Source organism: Micromonospora sp. SH-82 (assembly GCF_051132485.1).
Lineage (GTDB): Bacteria > Actinomycetota > Actinomycetes > Mycobacteriales > Micromonosporaceae > Micromonospora.
On sequence record NZ_CP148049.1, the window covers coordinates 5,432,560 to 5,453,032 of the forward strand.

Annotated in this window: 13 protein-coding genes; 7 read left to right on the top strand and 6 right to left on the bottom strand. The window is 71.4% G+C overall.

The window, feature by feature from the left end; all coding sequences use genetic code 11:
• Window positions 1–62 precede the first annotated feature (62 nt).
• Complete coding sequence (locus tag WHN02_RS23825) at window positions 63–1,052, top strand: hypothetical protein (protein ID WP_434740915.1); 990 nt, start codon at window positions 63–65, stop codon at window positions 1,050–1,052.
• On the opposite strand, the gene WHN02_RS23830 is transcribed toward WHN02_RS23825, so the two are convergent.
• The 4 genes from WHN02_RS23830 to WHN02_RS23845 all read right to left on the bottom strand — a co-directional run bounded on the left by WHN02_RS23830 (window position 1,043) and on the right by WHN02_RS23845 (window position 6,451).
• Window positions 1,043–2,788, bottom strand: a complete 1,746-nt coding sequence (locus tag WHN02_RS23830) for an ATP-binding cassette domain-containing protein (protein ID WP_434740916.1) — start codon at window positions 2,786–2,788, stop codon at window positions 1,043–1,045. The genes WHN02_RS23825 and WHN02_RS23830 overlap by 10 nt on opposite strands.
• Window positions 2,789–3,125: 337 nt before the next feature.
• Window positions 3,126–5,510: an ATP-binding cassette domain-containing protein gene (locus WHN02_RS23835; protein WP_434740917.1), complete on the bottom strand. Its 2,385-nt coding sequence runs from the start codon at window positions 5,508–5,510 to the stop codon at window positions 3,126–3,128.
• A gap of 78 nt (window positions 5,511–5,588) precedes the next feature.
• Window positions 5,589–5,999 carry a VOC family protein gene (locus tag WHN02_RS23840; RefSeq protein ID WP_434740918.1) on the bottom strand — a complete coding sequence of 137 codons (411 nt, stop codon included), beginning with the start codon at window positions 5,997–5,999 and terminating at the stop codon, window positions 5,589–5,591.
• 5 nt (window positions 6,000–6,004) lie between these two features.
• A complete protein-coding gene (locus WHN02_RS23845) occupies window positions 6,005–6,451 on the bottom strand; it encodes a helix-turn-helix transcriptional regulator (protein WP_434740919.1) in 447 nt (148 codons plus the stop codon).
• Window positions 6,452–6,518: 67 nt separating this feature from the next.
• Here WHN02_RS23845 and recQ point away from each other — a divergent pair, with 67 nt between their 5' ends.
• Complete coding sequence (gene recQ, locus WHN02_RS23850; RefSeq protein WP_434740920.1) at window positions 6,519–8,387, top strand: DNA helicase RecQ; 1,869 nt, start codon at window positions 6,519–6,521, stop codon at window positions 8,385–8,387.
• A gap of 58 nt (window positions 8,388–8,445) precedes the next feature.
• Complete coding sequence (locus WHN02_RS23855) at window positions 8,446–9,549, top strand: hypothetical protein (protein ID WP_434740921.1); 1,104 nt, start codon at window positions 8,446–8,448, stop codon at window positions 9,547–9,549.
• A gap of 69 nt (window positions 9,550–9,618) precedes the next feature.
• Here the strand turns inward: WHN02_RS23855 and WHN02_RS23860 are convergent, their stop codons facing one another.
• Window positions 9,619–10,776 carry an MFS transporter gene (locus WHN02_RS23860; RefSeq protein WP_434740922.1) on the bottom strand — a complete coding sequence of 386 codons (1,158 nt, stop codon included), beginning with the start codon at window positions 10,774–10,776 and terminating at the stop codon, window positions 9,619–9,621.
• A 420-nt stretch (window positions 10,777–11,196) separates the two neighbouring features.
• On the opposite strand from WHN02_RS23860, the gene WHN02_RS23865 reads away from it, so the two are divergent.
• The 3 genes from WHN02_RS23865 to WHN02_RS23875 are packed head-to-tail and all read left to right on the top strand — an operon-like array spanning window position 11,197 to window position 15,035.
• Window positions 11,197–12,753, top strand: coding sequence for an FAD-dependent oxidoreductase (locus WHN02_RS23865; protein WP_434740923.1), 1,557 nt, complete (start codon window positions 11,197–11,199; stop codon window positions 12,751–12,753).
• Window positions 12,750–14,069 carry an aminotransferase class III-fold pyridoxal phosphate-dependent enzyme gene (locus WHN02_RS23870; protein ID WP_434740924.1) on the top strand — a complete coding sequence of 440 codons (1,320 nt, stop codon included), beginning with the start codon at window positions 12,750–12,752 and terminating at the stop codon, window positions 14,067–14,069. Before WHN02_RS23865 ends, WHN02_RS23870 begins: the two co-directional genes overlap by 4 nt.
• A 48-nt stretch (window positions 14,070–14,117) precedes the next feature.
• A complete protein-coding gene (locus tag WHN02_RS23875; protein ID WP_434740925.1) occupies window positions 14,118–15,035 on the top strand; it encodes a sulfotransferase family protein in 918 nt (305 codons plus the stop codon).
• On the opposite strand, the gene uvrC is transcribed toward WHN02_RS23875, so the two are convergent.
• Window positions 15,023–16,978, bottom strand: coding sequence for an excinuclease ABC subunit UvrC (gene uvrC, locus WHN02_RS23880; RefSeq protein ID WP_434740926.1), 1,956 nt, complete (start codon window positions 16,976–16,978; stop codon window positions 15,023–15,025). The two genes, WHN02_RS23875 and uvrC, sit on opposite strands and share 13 nt — an antisense overlap.
• 174 nt (window positions 16,979–17,152) lie before the next feature.
• Here uvrC and WHN02_RS23885 point away from each other — a divergent pair, with 174 nt between their 5' ends.
• Window positions 17,153–20,473 carry a penicillin acylase family protein gene (locus WHN02_RS23885; protein WP_434740927.1) on the top strand — a complete coding sequence of 1,107 codons (3,321 nt, stop codon included), beginning with the start codon at window positions 17,153–17,155 and terminating at the stop codon, window positions 20,471–20,473.

Below are 20,473 nucleotides of genomic sequence, written 5' to 3' on the forward strand. Positions count from 1 at the left end.
CCGCACCGGTCGGTCGCTCCGGTACGACCACGGCCACCTGAGCCAACGAGGAAGGCACTGACGTGACCCACACGAAGAAAACAAGGGAGAACCCAGAGAAACAGCACTTCTCGGAAGAGGAAGTCCTGGAGGGACTGGAAGAAGCGGCAAGACGAAGGGAACTTCCCGGCTTCACCTCCACCGACCTGGTACTCACTCTGAAGAACGGCAAGAAGTTCCATCCGAGGAGCTGGCTGCAATACAGGAGACTCAAAGGGGTGCCCATCCCCGAAGGCCTACGGGAGGCGGTCGGGAAGCACGAGCCTCTGGAGTTCCTGGAGGACGGGACGGCAAAAATCGTCAGGCGCCAGCAGAAGGAAGACACCGCCCCTGCAACGAAGAGCTCCCGAACCAGGGGTGGGCCACCCCTGTCCGACGAACAGATCAAGGAAGGGCTCGAGAAGGCATACCTGCAAAGAAGAACGTACTCCGACGTCGAGATCAGTGGCGGCAGAATCTTCAACGCCGGTACCTGGCTCAGCAGGGCACAACAGGTCGGACGAGCCATCCCTCCAGAGCTGCAAGAGGCCGTCAGCAAGCTCGGCCGCCCCTTGCAGCAGGTCGGATCCTCGATGGTGATCGGAAAGCGCCGTGAGGGCCGGAAGGGTTCCGGCAGGAGGGGCGACCAGGGCGACCAGTGCACGGGGCCGTCGGCAGGCCCGAGTACGGGGGCAGGAGGGGCGGAGAACGTCAACCCGGCCTACGGCGCGTACCCGGACGGCGCTCCGGGCCGGGCCGACACCGCGGCCGCCGCCTGGGTCAGAATCGCCCCCGCGCCTCCTGCCCCGACCGCCCCGACCGCCACCGCGCCTCCCGGCCCGACCGCCACCGCAGACGCGGCCGACAGGGTCGGCGCAGCCTCGGCGAGGCTCGCTCCCGCCACCCCGACGCACAGTTCGGACTCCCCACAGGCGCCGGTGGTGCCGGGCCGAGACACCACTGCGGGGAGTGCACCGACACGGCTGCCCGGCCTGCGCCCCACCTACGACGCCGCCGCCAGGACCTATCGATGATCGATCCGAGGGATCCCCTCCTCCGGGTCGGCCGCCGAGGTCAGGTGCAGCCGGGGCCAGTCGGCGAGGTCCCGTAGGAGTTGCCGGTCGTGGGTGGCGAGGACCACCGCCGCCCCGGTGGTCCTCAGGGCGGCGGTGAGTTCGTCAACCAGGGTCGACGACAGGTGGTTGGTGGGTTCGTCGAAGACGATCAGGTCGGGCCGACCGGCGAGGTTGACCGCCAGGTCGAGGCGGCGCTGCTGCCCCTGCGACATCCGGGAGACCGGGATGTTCAGGGCGGTGCGGTCCAGCAGGCCGAACGAGGTCAACCCGAGAGCCGACCCGGCGCTGATCGTCCCGGTGCCGACCAGGTGCCCGACGTGCCGCTCGTACACCTCACGGGCTGTCGACTCCTGGTCCCACCGGGGCACCTCCTGGGTCAGGACCGCGATCCGCGCCCGGTTCGACCTGGTGACCGACCCCCGGGTCGGTTCGAGCCGACCGCCGAGCACCGACAGGAGGGTCGACTTCCCGGCACCGTTGCCGCCGGTGACCAGCAACCGGTCACCGGCGTCGATGGTCAGCCCGATCGGCCCCCGGAGCCGCCCGGTCACCTCCACGTCCGCCACCCGCAGCAGCGACGCGCCGGACCGGGCCCCGAGGTCGGGCCACCGCAGCCTCAGCGGCGGCGGCGGGACCGTGATCCGGTGCGCTTCGAGCGTCTCCCGCTGCCGGTTGAGGGCCTGCACCACCCCGGGCGCGCGGGACTGACGCTGGTGCTTGCCCGTCCCCTTCCCCGGTCGCCACCCCGTCTGGAGGCGGTCCCGGGCCTGGGCGACGGCCTCCTTGAGTCGACGCTGCTCGTCCTGCTGCCGGTCGTGCTCCTGGCCCCAGGACTCACGCTCCCGGCGACGCTCGTCCTGCCAGGTGTCGTACCCCCCGGCGTGGAGCCGGGCGTGCCCGTCCGGGCTGGGGTCGAGGTCGAGGAACTGGTCGGCGACCTCACGCAGGAGCGCCCGGTCGTGACTGACCAGGGCGAACCCGCCGTGCTCGCGCAGCTGCCGGGTCAGGAACCCCAGACCGTCCGCGTCGAGGTGGTTGGTGGGCTCGTCGAGCAGCAGGACGTCGTACTGGGCGCCCAGCAGACAGGCCAGCCGCACCCGGTAGCGCTGCCCCACCGACAGGGTGGTCAGCTCCCGGTCCCTGTCGGTGCAGGCACCCAGCGCCTCCAGCGCCAGGTCCACCCGGCGTTCGGCGTCCCAGGCGTCGAGGCGGGTGGCGGCGTCCAGGGCCACCGCGTACTGCTCGTCGGCGCCCTCGACCCCCTCGGTGACGGCGAGGGTCGCCGCGTCCAGGGCCGCCAATGCGGCAAGCGAGGCCCGCAGCGCCGCCGAGGTGAGGGTCCCGACGGTCTCGCCGGAGAGGGTGGGCAACTCCTGCTGGACCATGCCCACCGTCCCGGTCCGCGCGACAACCCCGTCGTCGGGTACGAGCAGCCCCGCGAGGACGTGCAGGAGCGTGGTCTTGCCGCGGCCGTTCTCGCCGACCACGGCCAGCCGGGACTTCGAGGAGACCGCGACGGAGAGGTCGTGCAGGACACGACGACCGCCTCGGGTGACACCGATCCCGTCCGCCCGGATGTGGGCGCTGGAACCGGCGGGCAGGTCGCCGGAGGTGGCGAGGTCGAGCAGGTCGTCGGCGTCGGCGACGTCGAGCAGGGTCGACGAGGGCAGAGAGAGATCAGGGGTGTGAGGCACAGGAGACTCCGCAGCTCGGGATCGAGCCGGGCAGCACGAAGCGACCGCCCGGCGGGGAAGCCGGGACGGCGGGCGCGAATCGGTTACGAGAGGGGCGCCGCCGTCAGCGGGCGGAGCGCACCTTCTGCGACCAGATGCCTCTACTCATACCCCCGACGCTAGCATCACCCCTGCCAGCGGGCACGAGGGGGACGGCTCCACGTGATCGGCGCGGACGGCTCCACGTGATCGCTGCGGACGGCTCCACGTGATCGTTGTGCATCGACCGACACTCCTTCCGGCGTGTCGTGCAGCTCGATGCACAACGATCACGGGCAGCGGGGTGGGCTGGGGCGGGTCAGGGGTTGACGTACGTGGCCAGGTGTTCGCCGGTGAGGGTGGAGCGGGCGGCGACGAGGTCGGTGGGGGTGCCCTCGAAGACGACCCGGCCGCCGTCGTGACCGGCACCGGGACCCAGATCGACGATCCAGTCGGCGTGCGCCATGACGGCCTGGTGGTGCTCGATGACGATGACCGACTTGCCGGAGTCGACGAGCCGGTCGAGCAGGCCCAGGAGTTGTTCGACGTCGGCGAGGTGCAGGCCGGTGGTCGGCTCGTCGAGGACGTACACCCCGCCCTTGGCGGACATGTGGGTGGCCAGTTTGAGCCGCTGCCGCTCGCCCCCGGAGAGGGTGGTGAGGGGCTGTCCCAGGCTGAGGTAGCCGAGCCCCACGTCGGCGAGCCGGTCGAGGATGGCGTGGGCGGCGGGGGTCCGGGCATCGCCCGCCCCGAAGAACGCCTCCGCCTCGGTGACCGACATCGCCAGGACCTCGCTGATGTTCCGGCCGCCGAGCCGGTACTCCAGGACCGAGGACTGGAACCGCCTGCCCTCGCACTCCTCGCAGGTGGTGGCGACCCCGGCCATCATCGCCAGGTCGGTGTAGATGACCCCGGCGCCGTTGCAGGTGGGGCAGGCCCCCTCGGAGTTGGCGCTGAACAGGGCCGGTTTCACCCCGTTGGCCTTCGCGAACGCCTTGCGGATCGGGTCGAGCAGCCCGGTGTACGTCGCCGGGTTGCTCCGTCGGGACCCCCGGATCGCCCCCTGGTCGACGGAGATCACTCCGGCGCCCGCCGGGATCGACCCGTGCACCAGTGAACTCTTCCCGGAACCGGCCACGCCGGTGACGACGACCAGGACCCCCAGCGGGATGTCGACGTCGACGTCGCGCAGGTTGTGCGCCGTCGCACCCCGGATCTCCAGCACCCCGGTGGAGGTGCGGACCTTCTCCTTGAGGGTGGACCGGTCGTCGAGGTGCCGGCCGGTCAGGGTGTCGGCGGCCCGGAGCCCCTCGACGGTGCCCTCGAAGCAGACGGTGCCACCGGCCGTTCCGGCACCGGGACCGAGGTCGACGACGTGGTCGGCGATCGCGATCGTCTCCGGCTTGTGCTCCACCACCAGCACGGTGTTGCCCTTGTCCCGCAACCGCAGCAGGAGGGTGTTCATCCGGGCGATGTCGTGGGGGTGCAGCCCGGCGGTGGGTTCGTCGAAGACGTACGTGACGTCGGTGAGGGAGGAGCCGAGGTGGCGGATCATCTTGACCCGTTGCGCCTCACCACCGGAGAGGGTGCCCGCCGGCCGGTCGAGGGAGAGGTAGCCCAGGCCGATCTCCACGAACGAGTCGAGGGTCCGACCCAGGGTGGTCAGCAGCGGGGTCACCGAGGGTTCCCGGAGGCCGCGGATCCACTCGGCCAGGTCGCTGATCTGCATCGCGCACGCGTCGGCGATGCTGACCCCGCTGATCTTGGACGACCGGGCGGCTTCGCTGAGCCGGGTCCCGTCGCAGTCGGGGCAGGTGGCGAAGACGACCGCCCGGTCGACGAAGGCCCGGATGTGCGGCTGCATCGCCTCCCGGTCCTTGGTCAGGAACGACTTCTGGATCTTCGGGATCAGCCCCTCGTACGTCACGTTGACGTTGTCGACCTTGATCCTGGTCGGCTCCTTGTGGAGGAGGTCGTCCAGCTCCCGCTTGGTGAACCGGCCCAGGGGCTTGTCCGGGTCGAAGAACCCGCATCCGCTGAAGATCCGCCCGTACCAGCCGTCGACGCTGTAACCGGGGATCGTCAGGGCACCCTCGTTGAGGGACTTGGTGTCGTCGTAGAGCGCGGAGAGGTCGAAGTCGCTGACCCGTCCCAGCCCCTCGCAGCGGGGACACATCCCCCCGGTGATGCGGAAACTGCGTCGTTCCTTGGTGGTGGTGCCGCCGCGCTCGACGGTGACCGCACCTGCGCCGCTGACCGAGGCCACGTTGAAGGAGAACGCCTGCGCCGACCCGACGTGCGGCCGACCGAGGCGGCTGAACAGGATCCGCAGCATCGCGTTGGCGTCGGTGGCGGTGCCGACGGTCGACCGGGCGTTGGCCCCCATCCGCTCCTGGTCGACGATGATCGCCGGGGTCAGCCCGTCGAGCAGGTCGACCTCGGGCCGGGCCAGGGTCGGCATGAACCCCTGGACGAAGGCGCTGTACGTCTCGTTGATCATCCGCTGGGACTCGGCGGCGATGGTGCCGAACACCAGGGAGCTCTTGCCCGACCCGGAGACACCGGTGAACACCGTGAGCCGACGCTTCGGGATCTCGACGTCGACGTCCTTGAGGTTGTTCTCCCGCGCCCCCTGGACCCGGATCAGTTCGTGACTGTCGGCGACGTGGCGGGCGGGCGACTGCTGATCAGCACTGTTGGCCATGATCGTCATCTCTCTCGCAGGATGCGCCACCGGGTCCGCCCGCAGGCTGTCTGTGCAGGTCAGAGGGGTTTCGCAGGGTCAGCCGAGCTGCTGGACGCGGACCAGGTTACCTGCGGGGTCCCGGACGGCGAAGTCCCGAACGCCGTACGGCTGGTCGGTCGGCTCCTGGACGACGTCGGCGTGGTCGGCCTGCAACCGCTCGAAGGTGCCGTCGAGGTCGGCGGTGGCCAGCAGGATCCCCGCGTACGTCCCCTTGGCCATCATCTCGGTGACGGTCCGGCGCTCGTCGTCGGTGATCCCCGGGTCGGCGGCCGGCGGTTGCAGGACGATCGAGGTGCCGGGCTGGCCGGCGGGGCCGACGGTGATCCACCGCATCCCGGCGTACCCGACGTCGTTGCGGACCTCGAAGCCGAGGGTGTCCCGGTAGAAGGCCAGGGACGCCTCCGGGTCGGTGTGCGGCAGGAAACTCGCGTTGATCGTGATGTCCATGCCGGTCACGCTAACGGCGACGCGACGCCCCTGACTTCTCGATTCCTGATCGGTCGGGTCACCGTCCGGGACACGCAGGGTGTGATCTCCCCCGACTCGGCGTGGCGGGATCGGTAGGTGGCGGGCGGCACCCCGACCAGCTCGGTGAAGCGGGTGCTGAAGGTGCCCAGCGAGGCACATCCGACGGCGAAACAGACCTCGGTGACGGTGAGGTCACCCCGGCGCAGCAGCGCCATCGCCCGCTCGATCCGCCGGGTCATCAGATAGGAGTACGGCGACTCGCCGTACGCGAGCCGGAACCGGCGACTGAGGTGTCCGGCCGACAGGTGCACGCCCCGGGCCAGCGCCTCGACGTCCAGGGGGTTGGCGTACTCCCTGTCGATCCGGTCCCGGACCCGACGCAGCAGCACGAGGTCCCGCAGCTGCTCCTCGGCGGTGGGTCTCCTGGTCACACCCGTGATCGTGCCACGTCGGACCCGTCGCCCGTCGGGTGTCGGGGGCCGCTCGTAGACTCTGCGGATGGTCTCCCCCGCCGACGTGAGCGACACCGAACCGCGTACCGACGAGCAGGTCACGGCCTCCCGGGCGCTGGACACCCTGCGGCGGGTCTTCGGGTACGACGCGTTCCGGGGTTTCCAGTCCGAGGTCATCGACCACGTGGTGGCCGGCGGGGACGCTCTGGTCCTGATGCCGACCGGTGGCGGCAAGTCGCTGTGCTACCAGATCCCGGCCCTGGTCCGCCCCGGGGTGGCGGTGGTGGTCTCCCCGCTGATCGCCCTGATGCAGGACCAGGTCGACGCGTTGACAGCCGTCGGGGTCAAGGCCGGGTTCCTCAACTCGACACTCGATCCGGACACCCGCCGGGTGGTCGAGGCGGAGTTCGTCGCCGGGGAGATCGACCTGCTCTACCTGGCTCCCGAGGCGTTGGGCAGCCGGGCCACGCTCAATCTGCTGGAGCGGGGCCGGATCGCCCTGTTCGCCATCGACGAGGCGCACTGCGTCTCCCAGTGGGGGCACGACTTCCGCCCCGACTACCTCACCCTGTCGATGCTGCACGAGCGCTGGCCCGACGTCCCCCGGATCGCCCTGACCGCCACCGCGACCAGCGCCACCCGGGCCGAGATCGCCACCCGGCTCCGGCTCACCGAGGCCCGGCACTTCGTGGCCAGCTTCGACCGGCCCAACATCCAGTACCGGATCGTGCCGAAGCGGGAGCCCCGCAAACAGTTGCTCGCCCTGCTCCGCGACGAGCACCCCGGCGACGCGGGGATCGTCTACTGCCTGTCCCGGGCGTCGGTGGACAAGACCGCCGAGTTCCTGGTCGCCAACGGGGTGAACGCGCTGCCGTACCACGCGGGGTTGGACGCGGGGACCCGGGCGCGCAACCAGCAGCGGTTCCTGCGCTCCGACGGGCTGGTCATGGTGGCGACCATCGCCTTCGGGATGGGCATCGACAAGCCGGACGTCCGGTTCGTCGCCCACCTCGACCTGCCCAAGTCGGTCGAGGGGTATTACCAGGAGACCGGGCGGGCCGGGCGGGACGGCCTGCCGTCGACGGCGTGGCTGGCCTACGGCCTCCAGGACGTCGTCCAGCAGCGGAAGATGATCGAGTCCTCGGAGGGGGACCTCGCCCACCGCCGGAACCTGGCCGCCCACCTCGACGCGATGCTGGCGCTCTGCGAGACGGTCCGGTGCCGCCGGGTCCAACTCCTGGAATACTTCGGCCAGCCGGGCACCGGGGGGTGCGGCAACTGCGACACCTGTCTGGAGCCGCCGGAGTCCTGGGACGGCACCGTCCCGGCGCAGAAGCTGCTCTCCACCGTCTACCGCCTCGACCGGGAGCGCAACCAGCGGTTCGGTGCCGGACACTGCATCGACATCCTCCTCGGCAAGCAGAACGACAAGGTCACCCAGTTCCGGCACGACCAGCTGACCGTCTTCGGCATCGGCTCCGAGCTGCGGGAGGCCGAGTGGCGGGGGGTCGTCCGACACCTGCTCGCCGAGGGGCTGCTCGCCGTCGAGGGCGACTACGGCACCCTGGCGTTGACCGAGGCCAGCGCCGAGGTGCTGGGGCGTCGCCGTACGGTGATGCTGCGCCGCGAGGCGGAACGGCCGACCCGGGCGGCCAAGCCCCGGGGGGCCGCCACCGTCGTCGCCGAACTGCCCGCCGAGGCGGTACCCGTCTTTGAGCAGCTGCGCGCCTGGCGGGCGGCGACCGCCAAGGAGCAGGGCGTCCCCGCGTACGTCATCTTCCACGACGCCACGCTGCGGCAGATCGCCGCCGACGCCCCGGCCGACCTCGCGCAGCTGTCCCGGATCAGCGGGGTCGGGGAGAACAAACTGGCGAAGTACGGCGAGTCGATCCTGGCCGTCCTCACCGCCGACTGACCCTCTCCACGGCCCCGACCTGCTCTTTCCCTTGATCAGGGTTACTACCATCTCGGCCATGCGACGACGACGCCTCATGATCGCGACCCTGCTCGCCCTCGGCATGGCCGGCGCCGGATGCGGTGGCACCGACGCGGACCGCGCCACCGGCGGGGACGGCGAGCGCGGCGCGGACAGCGACTCGTTCGCCGGTCGACTCGCCCTGCTCCCCGACTCGCTGCTGCGGGGCGACGACCCCGTCCTGGTCACCGTGGCCGACCTGGAGGCGGCGGCGAAGGCCGCCGGGGTCACCCCGCCGACCGACGTCAGCGACCCGGCGGCGGTCACCGCCTACGTCAACGCGGTCACCGGCACGACCGGCCGGGGTGGGCCGCCGCCGACCGTCGCGGCCCCGCTGCCCGACCGGGTCGTCCCCGGTGGGGTCGCCCAGGCGCAGGAGTTCGAGGCGGAGCTGGGCTGGTCGGTGGTGGACCTGCGGTGGTTCGTGGAGTACCCGACGACCCCGGCGACGCTGACAGTGGCCGGTGGGACCTTCACCGAGCAGCGCCTCACCGAGGCGATGGGCGATCCCGACAACGGACGGTGGCGGGTCGGCGAGGGTGAGGACATGTCGATGAACCTGCGCGACCGCAGTGCCGCCCGCCCGACCGGCCAGCCCCTGACCGTGGCGCTGGACTCGGACCGGCTGTTCGTCTCCCCCACCGCCGGGCACGTGCAGGCAGCACTCGGGTCCGGCGGGACCCTCGCGGACCTCCCCGAACTGCGGACCCTCGCCGAGGCGATGGACAAGCAGGGGGCGTACGCGGCGATGCTGTACGCCCGGGGTCCCTTCGAGGCCGGACCCGGCCCCGGGGGCGCCCCCACGCTGCGCCCCTTCGACGGGGTGGCCACCGGGCTGGTCCACGACGGCGAGCCGTTCCTGGTCCTCGCCTACGCCCACGGCGACGCCGGTGCCGCCGAGGCGAACGCCACCGCCCTGCGGACCCTGCTCACCGAGGGCCGGTCACTCCGAGGCCAGCCCTGGTCGGAGTTGCTGACCGTCGCCGACATCACCACCGACGGCACCACAGTGGTGGCGCGCCTGGGCCTGGGTTCGGCGGGCCCGCAGATCGCGTGGCAGCTCCTGCAGACCCGGGACAACCTGATCCAGCACGGCGGCTGAGCGGAGCCGACCGACCGCCGAGGACCGGGTCCGCCTTCACCTGACCCGGTCCGTCGCCACCGGACCGGGTCAGGAACGGACCGGCAGGGCTGTCGGGCGGACCCAGAGCAGCGCGGCGACCATGAGGACCACTGTCGCGGCGACGACGAAGGCCGCGCTCGTGCCGGACCACTCGATGGTGAAGCCGGCCACGGCTCCGCCGAGGCCGAAGCCGGCGGTGTTCGCCGCGCCGAGCCAGGTGAACGACTCCGCGGTGCGACCGGTCGTGGCGATCGCGTCGCAGGCGAGGAAGGTCACGGCGAAGGCGGGGGCCATCCCCAGTCCTGCCACGAGCACGAGCCCTGTCATGAGCACCATGCCGTCGGCGACGGCCAGCAACGCGACCCCGGCGGCCACGACCAGGAGCAGCACGCGCAGCTGGTGGACGGTGCTCCACCGCCACTGCCCGGCACCGTAGGCGCCGCCGCCCAGCAGGCTCCCCACCGCGAACGCCGACAACAGCAGACCGGCCAGGTGGGTGGCGTCGCGGTCACCGGCGAAGGCAGGCAGGGCGACCTGGACCACCCCGAGGATGATGCTGATGCTCGCCACCGTCAGCATCAGGGTCCACAGCGCCGGCGCCCGCAGGGCGCTCCGGCGGGGGCCGGTGAATCCGGTGCCCTGCCAGGCTCGGGCCGCCGGAGCGGTCACGTACCAGACGGTCCCGGCGAAGCCGACCACTGCCAGGACGGCCAGCGCACCGCCGGGCGGCAGGACTGCCGCCAGGACGCCGACGATCAGGGGGCCGCAGATCGCCGTCAACTCCTGGGCGTTGGCCTCCACGGCGTAGGCCGCCGGCCGTAGCCGCTCGCCCGCCAGGTCGGGCAGGAGGGACCGCAGGGCCGCCGCCTGGGCCGGCAACATCAGGCCGATGACCATGGCGACCCCCACCATTGTGGGTGGTGGCGCCCCGAGTCGTACGGCGGCCACGAGGGCGAGCATCGCCGCGCTGTTGGCGGCGGCAGTACCCACCAGCACCCGCTGGCCCAGCCGGTCGAGCAGCCGGCCGTGCAGGGGACGCGACAGCGCGGCGGCGAGGCCGAAGGCTCCGGTGGCGGAGCCGGCCACGGCGAACGAGCCCGTGCCGTGTTGCACCAGCAGCACCATCGCCAGCGGAGTGCCGCCGTCACGCAACCGGGCGAGGAAGGCCGCCGCGACGGGTCGGGCGACGTCCGGTCGGGCGAACATCTGTCGGTAGTTCCCGAGGAATTCGATGCCGCCATTCTGGCACGCACCGAGTCCCGTGTCGAACGCTTCAGAGGGCGTTCGACACTCACCGAGATCGACATCGTGAATTGAAATTGAAACATCTATGTGACGTGGTTCACATCACCGTACATCCATTGCAATGAATCGTCGACCGTGATTACCTCGACGTCATCGACGTGGCACCGACCCGAATATGCACACGTCTTTCATCACGCCCGACCGAACCTGTGCACCGTCGACCGACAGGACCTGCGGCACCACGTCGCGCCGTCGGCCCGAACCGGCGGGAGCAGCACCGACAGCCGGCACCGAAGCACACCCAGCAGCAAGCGGAGCCAGCGGGCGAGTCTCCTCGTCCCGCACCGTCGTATCGCTCTCCGACGCCGAGGAAGGGTGGGAATGGACGACGACGCGGTGGATGTCTGCATCGTCGGCAGCGGCGCCGGCGGTGCCGTCGCGGCACACTTCCTCAGCCGACAGGGCTACTCCGTCCTCGTCCTCGAAGAAGGCGGCCGAGTGGGCCCCGGTGACTCACTCAAGCGCCTGGAGAAAATGTGGCAGCCCGCCTTGAGGCCGCACCCCGACGGCGGACTCACGAACTCCGGACGCCCGTGGACGGCACAGGCCCTCGGTGGCGGAACGACTCTCTTCGGCGGCATCATGTTCCGCTATCGAATTGTCGACTTCGATGCTGGGAAACATATGAGTTCGGACGCCCTGGACCCAGGGTGGCCCATCTCCTACCGCGATCTCCACCCGTACTACGAGGCGGTGGAGCGTCTGGTCGGGGTGGCTCGGGCGGACCACGCCGACCCCATGGACCCGGGCTCCGGGCCCGCCGTCATGCCCCCACACCCGTACAGCGTCCAGGGCGCCCTGCTGGACCGGGCCGGCCGCTCCCTGGGTCTGCGCCCCTTCCCCACCCCCCTGGCCATCAACTCCGTCCCTTACCGGGGTCGACCGCCGTGTCACCGCTGCGGCCCCTGCAACGAACACGCCTGCCCCACCGGGGCCCGGATGGATCTCGCCGCGATGCTGCTCGACCCGCTCGTCGCCGACGGCTCCCTGGCGGTACGGCCGTTCAGCCGGGCCCTGCGGATCAACCTCGCCCGGTGTGGCGTGGCCGGTTCGGTGGAATGGCTCGACCTGCGCCGGCACGCCCGCCGGACCACCCGAGCCCGCGCCGTGGTGGTCGCCGCCAACGCCGTCCAGTCGGCGGCGCTCCTGCTGCGGTCCACCGGACGCGGCGCACCGGCCGGACTCGGCAACGGCCACGACATGGTGGGACGGGGGCTCTCCTTCAAGGTCAGCGGCTACCGGTGGGGATCCGTACCGGCTCCCGGCCCGGGTCCCGAGGACGGACCGTTCTCCAGCGTGGCCTTCTCCGACCACTACCTCGACCCCCGGATCCCGAGCGGACTCGGCGGCATCATCTACGAGGCGAACCCGGAGCGGGACCGGGTCCGCGACGGCCGACTCACGCTCCGCCTGCACTTCCTGGCGGGAGACCAACCACGAGCCCGCAACCGGGTACGGCTCTCGGCCGGACAGGACGCGTTCGGCGTACCGCGGGTCGTCATGGACTACGTCACCCACCCGATCGACGAGTCACGCCGCGACCACCTGGCCGCCAGAGCGGTCGACCTGCTCCGCGCCGCCGGGGTGACCGCTGTGCACGCCGAGCCGTCGAACTACCACCTCGGCAGCCGCCACCTGCACGGCGGCTGCCGCGCCGGTCAGGATCCCCAGACGTCGGTGGTCGACCGGGACGGACGGGTACACGAGGCCGAGAACGTCTACGTGGTGGACGGGGGCTTCTTCCCCTTCGCCGGTGGGGTGAACCCGACCCTCACCATCCAGGCCAACTCGCTGCGCATCGCCGAGCGGATAGCGGCCCACCTCGGCACCGCAGCACCGCGAACGACGACCCGACCAGAAGGAGAGGTCCACAGGTGACCGGACGTACGCCTGAACCGACACCCACCTCGGCCACCCACCACGCAGCCCTCGCCCGAGCCCGAGCGGTCACCGCCTCCGACATGTGGGACCTCGACCGGCGTTTCCCGATCGTCCTCGACCGGGCAGCGGGTGCGTACGCCTGGGACGTGCAGGGCCGACGCTACCTCGACCTCACCTCGTGCAGCGGAGCCGCGCCCCTCGGCGCCGGCCATCCCGGTGTGCTCGACGCCGCGACCCGGGCCATGGTCCACACCGGTGGGATCCTCCCGGGGCCGGTCTCCATGCTCCGCGTGGAACTCGCCGAACGGCTGGTCGACGTCTTCCCCTGCGCCGAACGTGCGATCTTCTTCCGGACCGGCTCCTGCGCGACCACGGCGGCGGTCCGGCTCGCCCGCGTCCACACCGGCGCCCGACCGGTCCTCACCAGCGGATTCCACGGATGGCACGACTGGCACCTGCAGTACCGGCCGGACCTCGCCCTGCCGGACCGGGACCCGGACACCATGGACTTCGGCTACGACCTCGACCGGCTGGACGAGTTGGCGTCCCGGCACGAGCGGATCGCCGCGGTCATCGTGACCCCCGAGGTGAACTTCTTTCCCGAGGAACATCTACGGCAGGTGGCCACCGTCGCCCGGCGTCACGGCGGTCTCGTCGTCGTCGACGAGGTGATGACCGGATTCCGGTACGCCCCGGGCGGCTACCACGCCGCAGCCGGCGTCGACGCCGACCTGATCGCGGTCAGCAAGGGCCTGGCCAACGGCTTCGCCCTCTCCGCAGTGCTCGGCCGGGCCGAGGTGATGAAGGCCGGGGAGGCGACCTATCTCGGCAACACCTACCAGCGGGAGGTGACGCCGTTCGCGGCGGCCCTGGCGACCCTCGACGTGTTCGCCGACCCGGCGGTGCGGGACCGGATCAGGACCGTCGGCACGGGGCTGATGACGAGCCTGAACGAGGTCTTCGCCACCGTCGGGGTCACCGCTGTCGCCCGTTCCTGCCCGACGATGTTCGACGTCGTCTTCGCCGATCACGACCTCGGCACGCGGTTCTTCCAGGAGATGTGGCGGCACGGGTTCCTGATGCAGTACGGCGGGCGGTTCATGCCCTCGGCGGCGACCACCGACGAGGACGTACGGGCCGTGGCCGACGCCGCCCACGCAGCCCTACGGGCGACTCTCGCCGAGTCCGGTGAGGCCCCCGCCGGGGACCGCTCCACCGAACGACGACTGCACGCAGCGGCTGTGGAGTTCGCCGGGGAGAACTTCGCGGCGACGCCGCAGACGGTCAACACCTGGTTCGGGAAGCCCAACTGACCCCACGCCACGCGACAGCAGCCCCTGAACCGACGGAAGAGGAGCACAGTGTCCGCCCCATTTCCCTTCGCCTCGGATCCCATCCTGCTCGGCGGCGAGAACCGGTCCGGTACCACCCTGCTCAGCGTGGTCCTCGACGCCCATCCCGACCTCGTCGTCGGACCCGAGCTGGACTTCCCCGACCCGCCGAACCTCGGCGAACACATCCTGACGGCAGCGGAGCTGGTGGCCCGGCGTGACCCTCGGGTGCTCGGGCCCGGCACCGACACCGCCGATCCCCACTGGTACGACGGAGCGCACTTCGTCAAGCAGTGCGAGCGGTTCGGGGTCGGCATCGACGACCTGACCGGGCTGGTCAGGGCAGCGCGGGACGCGCTGGGCACCGAGCTGTCGTCATTCGAGGACCGGTGCCGGCTCATCGACGACATCGGCGAGTTCCGACGGCGGGCCGTCGGCGCGAAACGGTGGGGCCTCAAACTCCAACGCAAGATCGAGCGGGTGGACGACTACGCCCGGCTGTGGCCCGGTGCCCACTTCGTGCACATCGTCCGCGACGGGCGTGACCTGGCGGCCAGCCACATCAAGACGGTGCCGACGTGGGGTTACCGCTCGGCGACGGACGCGGCGCACGGTTGGATGCAGGTGGTCGCCCGACCGCACACCGTCGCGCCACCGGACCGGTACATGGAGATCCGGTACGAGGATCTCGTCTCGGCCCCCGGGGAGACCCTGGAGCGGGTGGTGCGTTTCCTGGGTCTGCGGTGGGACGACGCGCTCCTGCGGCACTCCGAGTTCGAGCACTCGTTGCTGCACCGGTCGTGGGGTCATCCAGCGGCCGAGGCCGTCGCCAGACCGCTCTACACCGGGCGCGCCGGGCGGTACCGGACCGACCTGACCACGGAACAGGTGGCCGACTTCGAGCGGATCGCCGGCCCGGAGTTGCGGCGGCTGGGCTACGTCGACTGAACGTCCCCGGTCGGGTCGGTCGGGTCGTCGCCGCCGAGGGTCCGCAGGATCGCCTCGGCGGTCCGCCGACCGACCCCGGGGACCTCGGTGATCTCCTCCACCGTCGCCGCCCCGAGCCGTTTGAGGGAGCCGAAGTGGCGTAGCAGCGCCGTACGCCGCACCTCGCCGAGGCCGGAGATCCCGTCCAACGCCGATTCGGTCATCCGCTTGGAGCGACGCTGCCTGTGGAAGGTGATGGCGAACCGGTGGGCCTCGTCGCGTACCCGTTGCAGCAGGTAGAGCGCCTCGGAGGTGCGGGGCAGGATGACCGGGAACTCGTCGTCGGGGAGCCAGACCTCCTCCAGCCGTTTGGCCAGCCCGCACAGGGCCACGTCGTCGACGCCCAACTCGGCGAGGGCCTGGGCGGCGGCGGCGACCTGCGGCGGGCCGCCGTCGACCACCACCAACTGCGGCGGGTACGCGAATCTGCGGGGTCGGCCGGTGGTGGGGTCGATTCCGGGGCGGTCCGGGTCGGCGGCGGTCTCCTCACCGATCTCCCCGGTCTCGGCGCGGGCCTGGAGGTACCTGGTGAAACGGCGGCGTAGCACCTCGGACATGGCCGACAGGTCGTCGGTGGCGCCCCGGACGACGAACCGGCGGTACTCGTTCTTGCGGGGCAGTCCGTCCTCGAAGACCACCATGCTGGCCACCACGTCGGTGCCCTGGATCTGGGAGACGTCGAAACACTCGATGCGCAGCGGGGAGGTCCGCATGCCCAGCGCCTCACCGACCTCGTCGAGGGCCTGGCTGCGGGTGGTCAGGTCACCGGCCCGCTTGAGCTTGTGCCGGGCCAGGGCGTCCCTGGCGTTGCGTCCGACGGTCTCCAGCAGGTCCTTCTTGTCGCCGCGCTGGGGCACCCGCAGGTTGACCCGGCTGCCCCGGCGGGCGGAGAGCCAGTCGGCCAGGGCGTCGGTGTCGGCGGGGAGTGCGGGGACCAGAAGCTCCCGGGGGACGTCGGCCTCGCCCCGTTCGCCGCCGTAGACCTGGGTGCAGAAGTGGTGCACCAGGTCGCCGGGGGTCAGTTCCTCGGTCTTCTCCACCACCCAGCCGCGCTGGCCCCGGATCCGCCCGTCGCGGACGTGGAAGACCTGGACGGCGGCTTCGAGGGGGTCGTCGGCGAAGGCGACCACGTCGGCGTCGGTGCCGTCGCCGAGGACCACCGTCTGCTTCTCCATGGCCCGGCGCAGTGCTGCCACGTCGTCGCGCAGCCGGGCCGCCCGCTCGAACTCCAGGGCCGCGCTGGCCTCCGCCATCTCCCGTTCGAGACGGCGGACCATGGTGTCGGTCCGCCCGGCCATGAAGTCGCAGAACCCGTCGACGATGTCCCGGTGCTCCTCGGCGGTGACGGTCCCGACGCAGGGGGCCGAGCACTTGCCGATGTATCCGAGCAGGCAGGGGCGGCCGACCTGCCCGGCCCGCTTGAACACCCCGGCCGAGCAGGTCCGGGCCGGGAAGACCCGCAGCAGCAGGTCGAGGGTCTCCCGGATCGCCCAGGCGTGCGAGTACGGCCCGAAGTAGCGCACCCCCTTGCGCTTGGCCCCCCGCATCACCTGGAGTCGTGGATACTCCTCGTCGAGGGTGACGGCCAGGTACGGGTACGACTTGTCGTCGCGGTAGCGGACGTTGAACCTCGGGTCGTACTGCTTGATCCAGGTGAACTCCTGTTGGAGCGCCTCGACCTCGGTGCCGACGGTGATCCAGTCCACCGACTCGGCGGTGGTGACCATCTGTCGGGTCCGCTCGTGCAGACCCAGGAGGTCACCGAAGTAGGAGTTGAGGCGGCTGCGCAGGTTCTTCGCCTTGCCGACGTAGATCACCCGGCCGGTGCCGTCGCGGAACCGGTAGACCCCGGGGGCCTCGGGGATGGTGCCGGGGGCGGGGCGGTAGGTCGACGGATCAGCCACCCTTCGAGCCTAGTCGCCACCCCCGACACCCCCGACGGACCGCGCAGGCCACCCCGGGCGCGACTAGCCGATCGACTCCTTCCGATATCGACTGTCGTTCGCCTACCATCCGGTAACCGAAGTTTCCTCACGTCACCGCTCACCGCCTGATCCCCACTCCCCCGGAGGATCGTCATGTCCCCCACCGCAGCCCCCCGGCGGTCGACCGGAGTCGGTACGACCCGCCGGCTGCTGGCCGGCGCGACCGCCGCCGTCGCCACCGCCGCCCTGCTCGTCGCCGTCCCCGGTCCGTCCACCGCCGCCGCCGGAGCCGCCCAGACCACCGCCGCCGCGGTCACCCGGGCCGCCCCCGTCGCACCGGCCGCCGCCTCCCCGATCAACTCCGGCAACGGCTTCGCCGCGAACGACTACTGCCTCGGCGAGTGCTCCGAGATCCTGCCGCCCGGCCAGAACGGCAACGCCACCCTCGTCGAGATCCTCGGCAACCAGACCCTCGGCACCCTCCCCCGCCACTCCGCCGACCAGCTCGGCACCTACGCCGACCTGGTCTACGGGTACGCCGGGCTGCGCGAGGACCAGATCGGCGCCTTCTTCCACGACGCCACCTTCGGCGTCGCCCCCAACCAGATCGAGCGGGACTACTCACCCCGGTCGGACGTACGGATCATCCGGGACAGGATCACCGGCGTACCGCACATCACCGGCACCACCAGGGGCGGGACGATGTACGGCGCCGGATACGCCGGAGCCGAGGACCGCCTGTTCACCATGGACCTGCTCCGGCACGTCGGCCGGGGCACCCTGACCCCGTTCGCCGGTGGCGCCCCCGGCAACCGGGCACTGGAGCAGAGCGTCTGGCGCAACTCCCCGTACCGCGAGGCGGACCTCCAGACACAGGTCGAGGCGTTGCGCAGCAAGGGCGGCGGGCGCGGCGAGCAGCTCTACGCCGACGTGCAGGAGTACATCGCCGGGATCAACGCCTACATCCGCACCTGCATGGCCGCCCGTAACTGCCCCGGCGAGTACGTCCTCACCGGCCACCTCGACGCGATCACCAACGCGGGCGGACCGAAGCCGTTCACCATGACCGACCTCATCGCCATCGCCGGTGTGGTCGGCGGGCTGTTCGGCGGCGGAGGCGGCACCGAGATGCAGTCCGCCCTGGTCCGCATCGCCGCCCGAGCCAAGTACGGCCCGGTCGAGGGCGACCGGGTGTGGCAGGGCTTCCGTGGTCAGAACGACCCCGAGCAGGTGCTCACCCTGCACGACGGACAGAGCTTCCCGTACGGCGACGCGAACCCCGACGCCCCCAGCGTGGTCCTGCCCGACGCCGGCACCGCCCGCGTCGAGCCGATCTTCACCGACCCGACCGGCTCGGCCACCTCCACCGCCGACAGCGGTTCCGACCTCGCCGCCGCCCTCTCCGGGCTGACCATCGACCCGGCCCACCGGGGCATGTCCAACGCCGCCGTGGTCTCCGCCGCGCACTCCGCCACCGGTCACCCGGTCGCCGTGTTCGGCCCGCAGACCGGCTACTTCTCCCCGCAGCTGCTGATGGTCCAGGAACTCCAGGGGCCGGGGATCAGCGCCCGGGGCGCGGCGTTCGCCGGCCTCAACCTGTACGTCCTGCTCGGCCGGGGCCAGGACTACGCCTGGAGCGCCACCTCCTCGGTCCACGACATCACCGACACCTACGCCGTGCCCCTGTGCACCACCGACGGCACCGCCCCCACCCTCGGCACCGACCGCTACCTCTACCGGGGCCAGTGCCTGGCCATGGAGGAGCTGTCCCACGTCAACAGGTGGAACCCCACAGTCGCCGACGGCACCCCCGCCGGGTCGTACAAACTGGTCGCCTGGCGGACGAAGCTGGGGCTGGTCGGCTGGCGGGCCACCGTCGGGGGCAAGCCGCACGCCTTCACCCACCTGCGCTCCACCTACCGCCACGAGGCCGACTCCGCCATCGGGTTCCAGATGTTCAACGACCCCGGCCAGATGGGCACCGCCGCCGCGTTCCGCAACTCGGCGAACAACGTCGAGTACGCCTTCAACTGGTTCTACGTCAACTCCAGGGAGTCGGCGTACCTCAACTCCGGGCTCAACCCGTTGCGGGCACCCGGCTCCAACCCGAACCTGCCGATGAAGGCCGAACCGGCGTACGAGTGGCAGGGTTTCGTCCCCGACACCAACACCGCCCGGTACGCCCCGGCCTCGGCGCACCCCCAGTCCACGAACCAGGACTACTACATCAGCTGGAACAACAAGCAGGCCAAGGACTTCGGGGCCGCCGACGGCAACTTCAGCTTCGGCGCCGTGCACCGGGCCGACCTGCTGGACAAGCCGCTGAAGGCGGGCATCGCCGCCGGACGCAAGTACGACCGGGCCACCCTCACCGAACTCGTGCAACGGGCCGGACTGACCGACCTGCGCGGGGCGGAGGTCCTCGACGAGCTGATCCGGGTGCTGGAGAGCCAACCGGTCACCGACACCGCCCTGGCCACCGAGATCACCCGCCTGAAGGCGTGGCGGGCCGACGGGGCGCTGCGGGTCGAGACGGCCAAGGGGTCCAAGGTGTACCGGCACGCCGAGGCGATCCGGACCCTCGACGCCTGGTGGCCGCTGCTGGTCCGGGGGATCTTCCGCGCGCCCCTCGGCCCGGACCTCTACCAGTCGCTGGTCAACACCATGCAGCTCAACGAGTCACCCTCCGGGCTGCAGCAGGGCGACCTGTCCACGCTGCCCTCCTCGGCCACCACCGCCCAGACCCACAAGGGTTCGGCGTTCCAGTACGGCTGGTGGGGCTACGTCGACAAGGACCTGCGTCGGGTCCTCGGCGAGCCGGTGGCCGGCGGAACGGGGCGTACCTTCTGCGGCCAGGGCGACCGGGGGGCCTGCCGGCAGATCCTGCTCGACACCCTGCGGACGGCGGCGCAGACCCCGGCCACCACCACCTACCCGGGCGATGCCACCTGCGCGGCCGGGGACCAGTGGTGCGCCGACGCGATCGTCCAGTCCCCGCTGGGCGGGATCAAGCACGCGACCATCGCCTGGCAGAACCGCCCCACCTACCAGCAGGTCGTGTCGTTCCCCGCCCGGCAGGGCGACGACCTCGGCAACCTCGCCGCCGGACGACCGGTGACCGCCTCCAGCGCCCAGCTCGGCAACCCGGCCGGGCGGGCCGTCGACGGGAACCTGGGCACCCGGTGGGCCAGCGACTGGGCCGACGACCAGTGGATCACCGTCGACCTGGGCTCCCTCAGACAGGTCGGCAGAGCCCGGTTGAACTGGGAGGACGCGTACCCCCGGGGATACCGGATCGAGGTCTCCACCGACGGGACGTCCTGGCGTACCGCCTGGTCGACCACGGTCGGCGACGGCGGCACCGACCTGGCCGTCTTCCCCACCACCACCGCCCGGTACGTCCGGGTGCGGGCGGTCACCCGGGCCACCACCTACGGCGTCTCCCTCTGGGAGCTGTCCGTCTACTCCCACTGA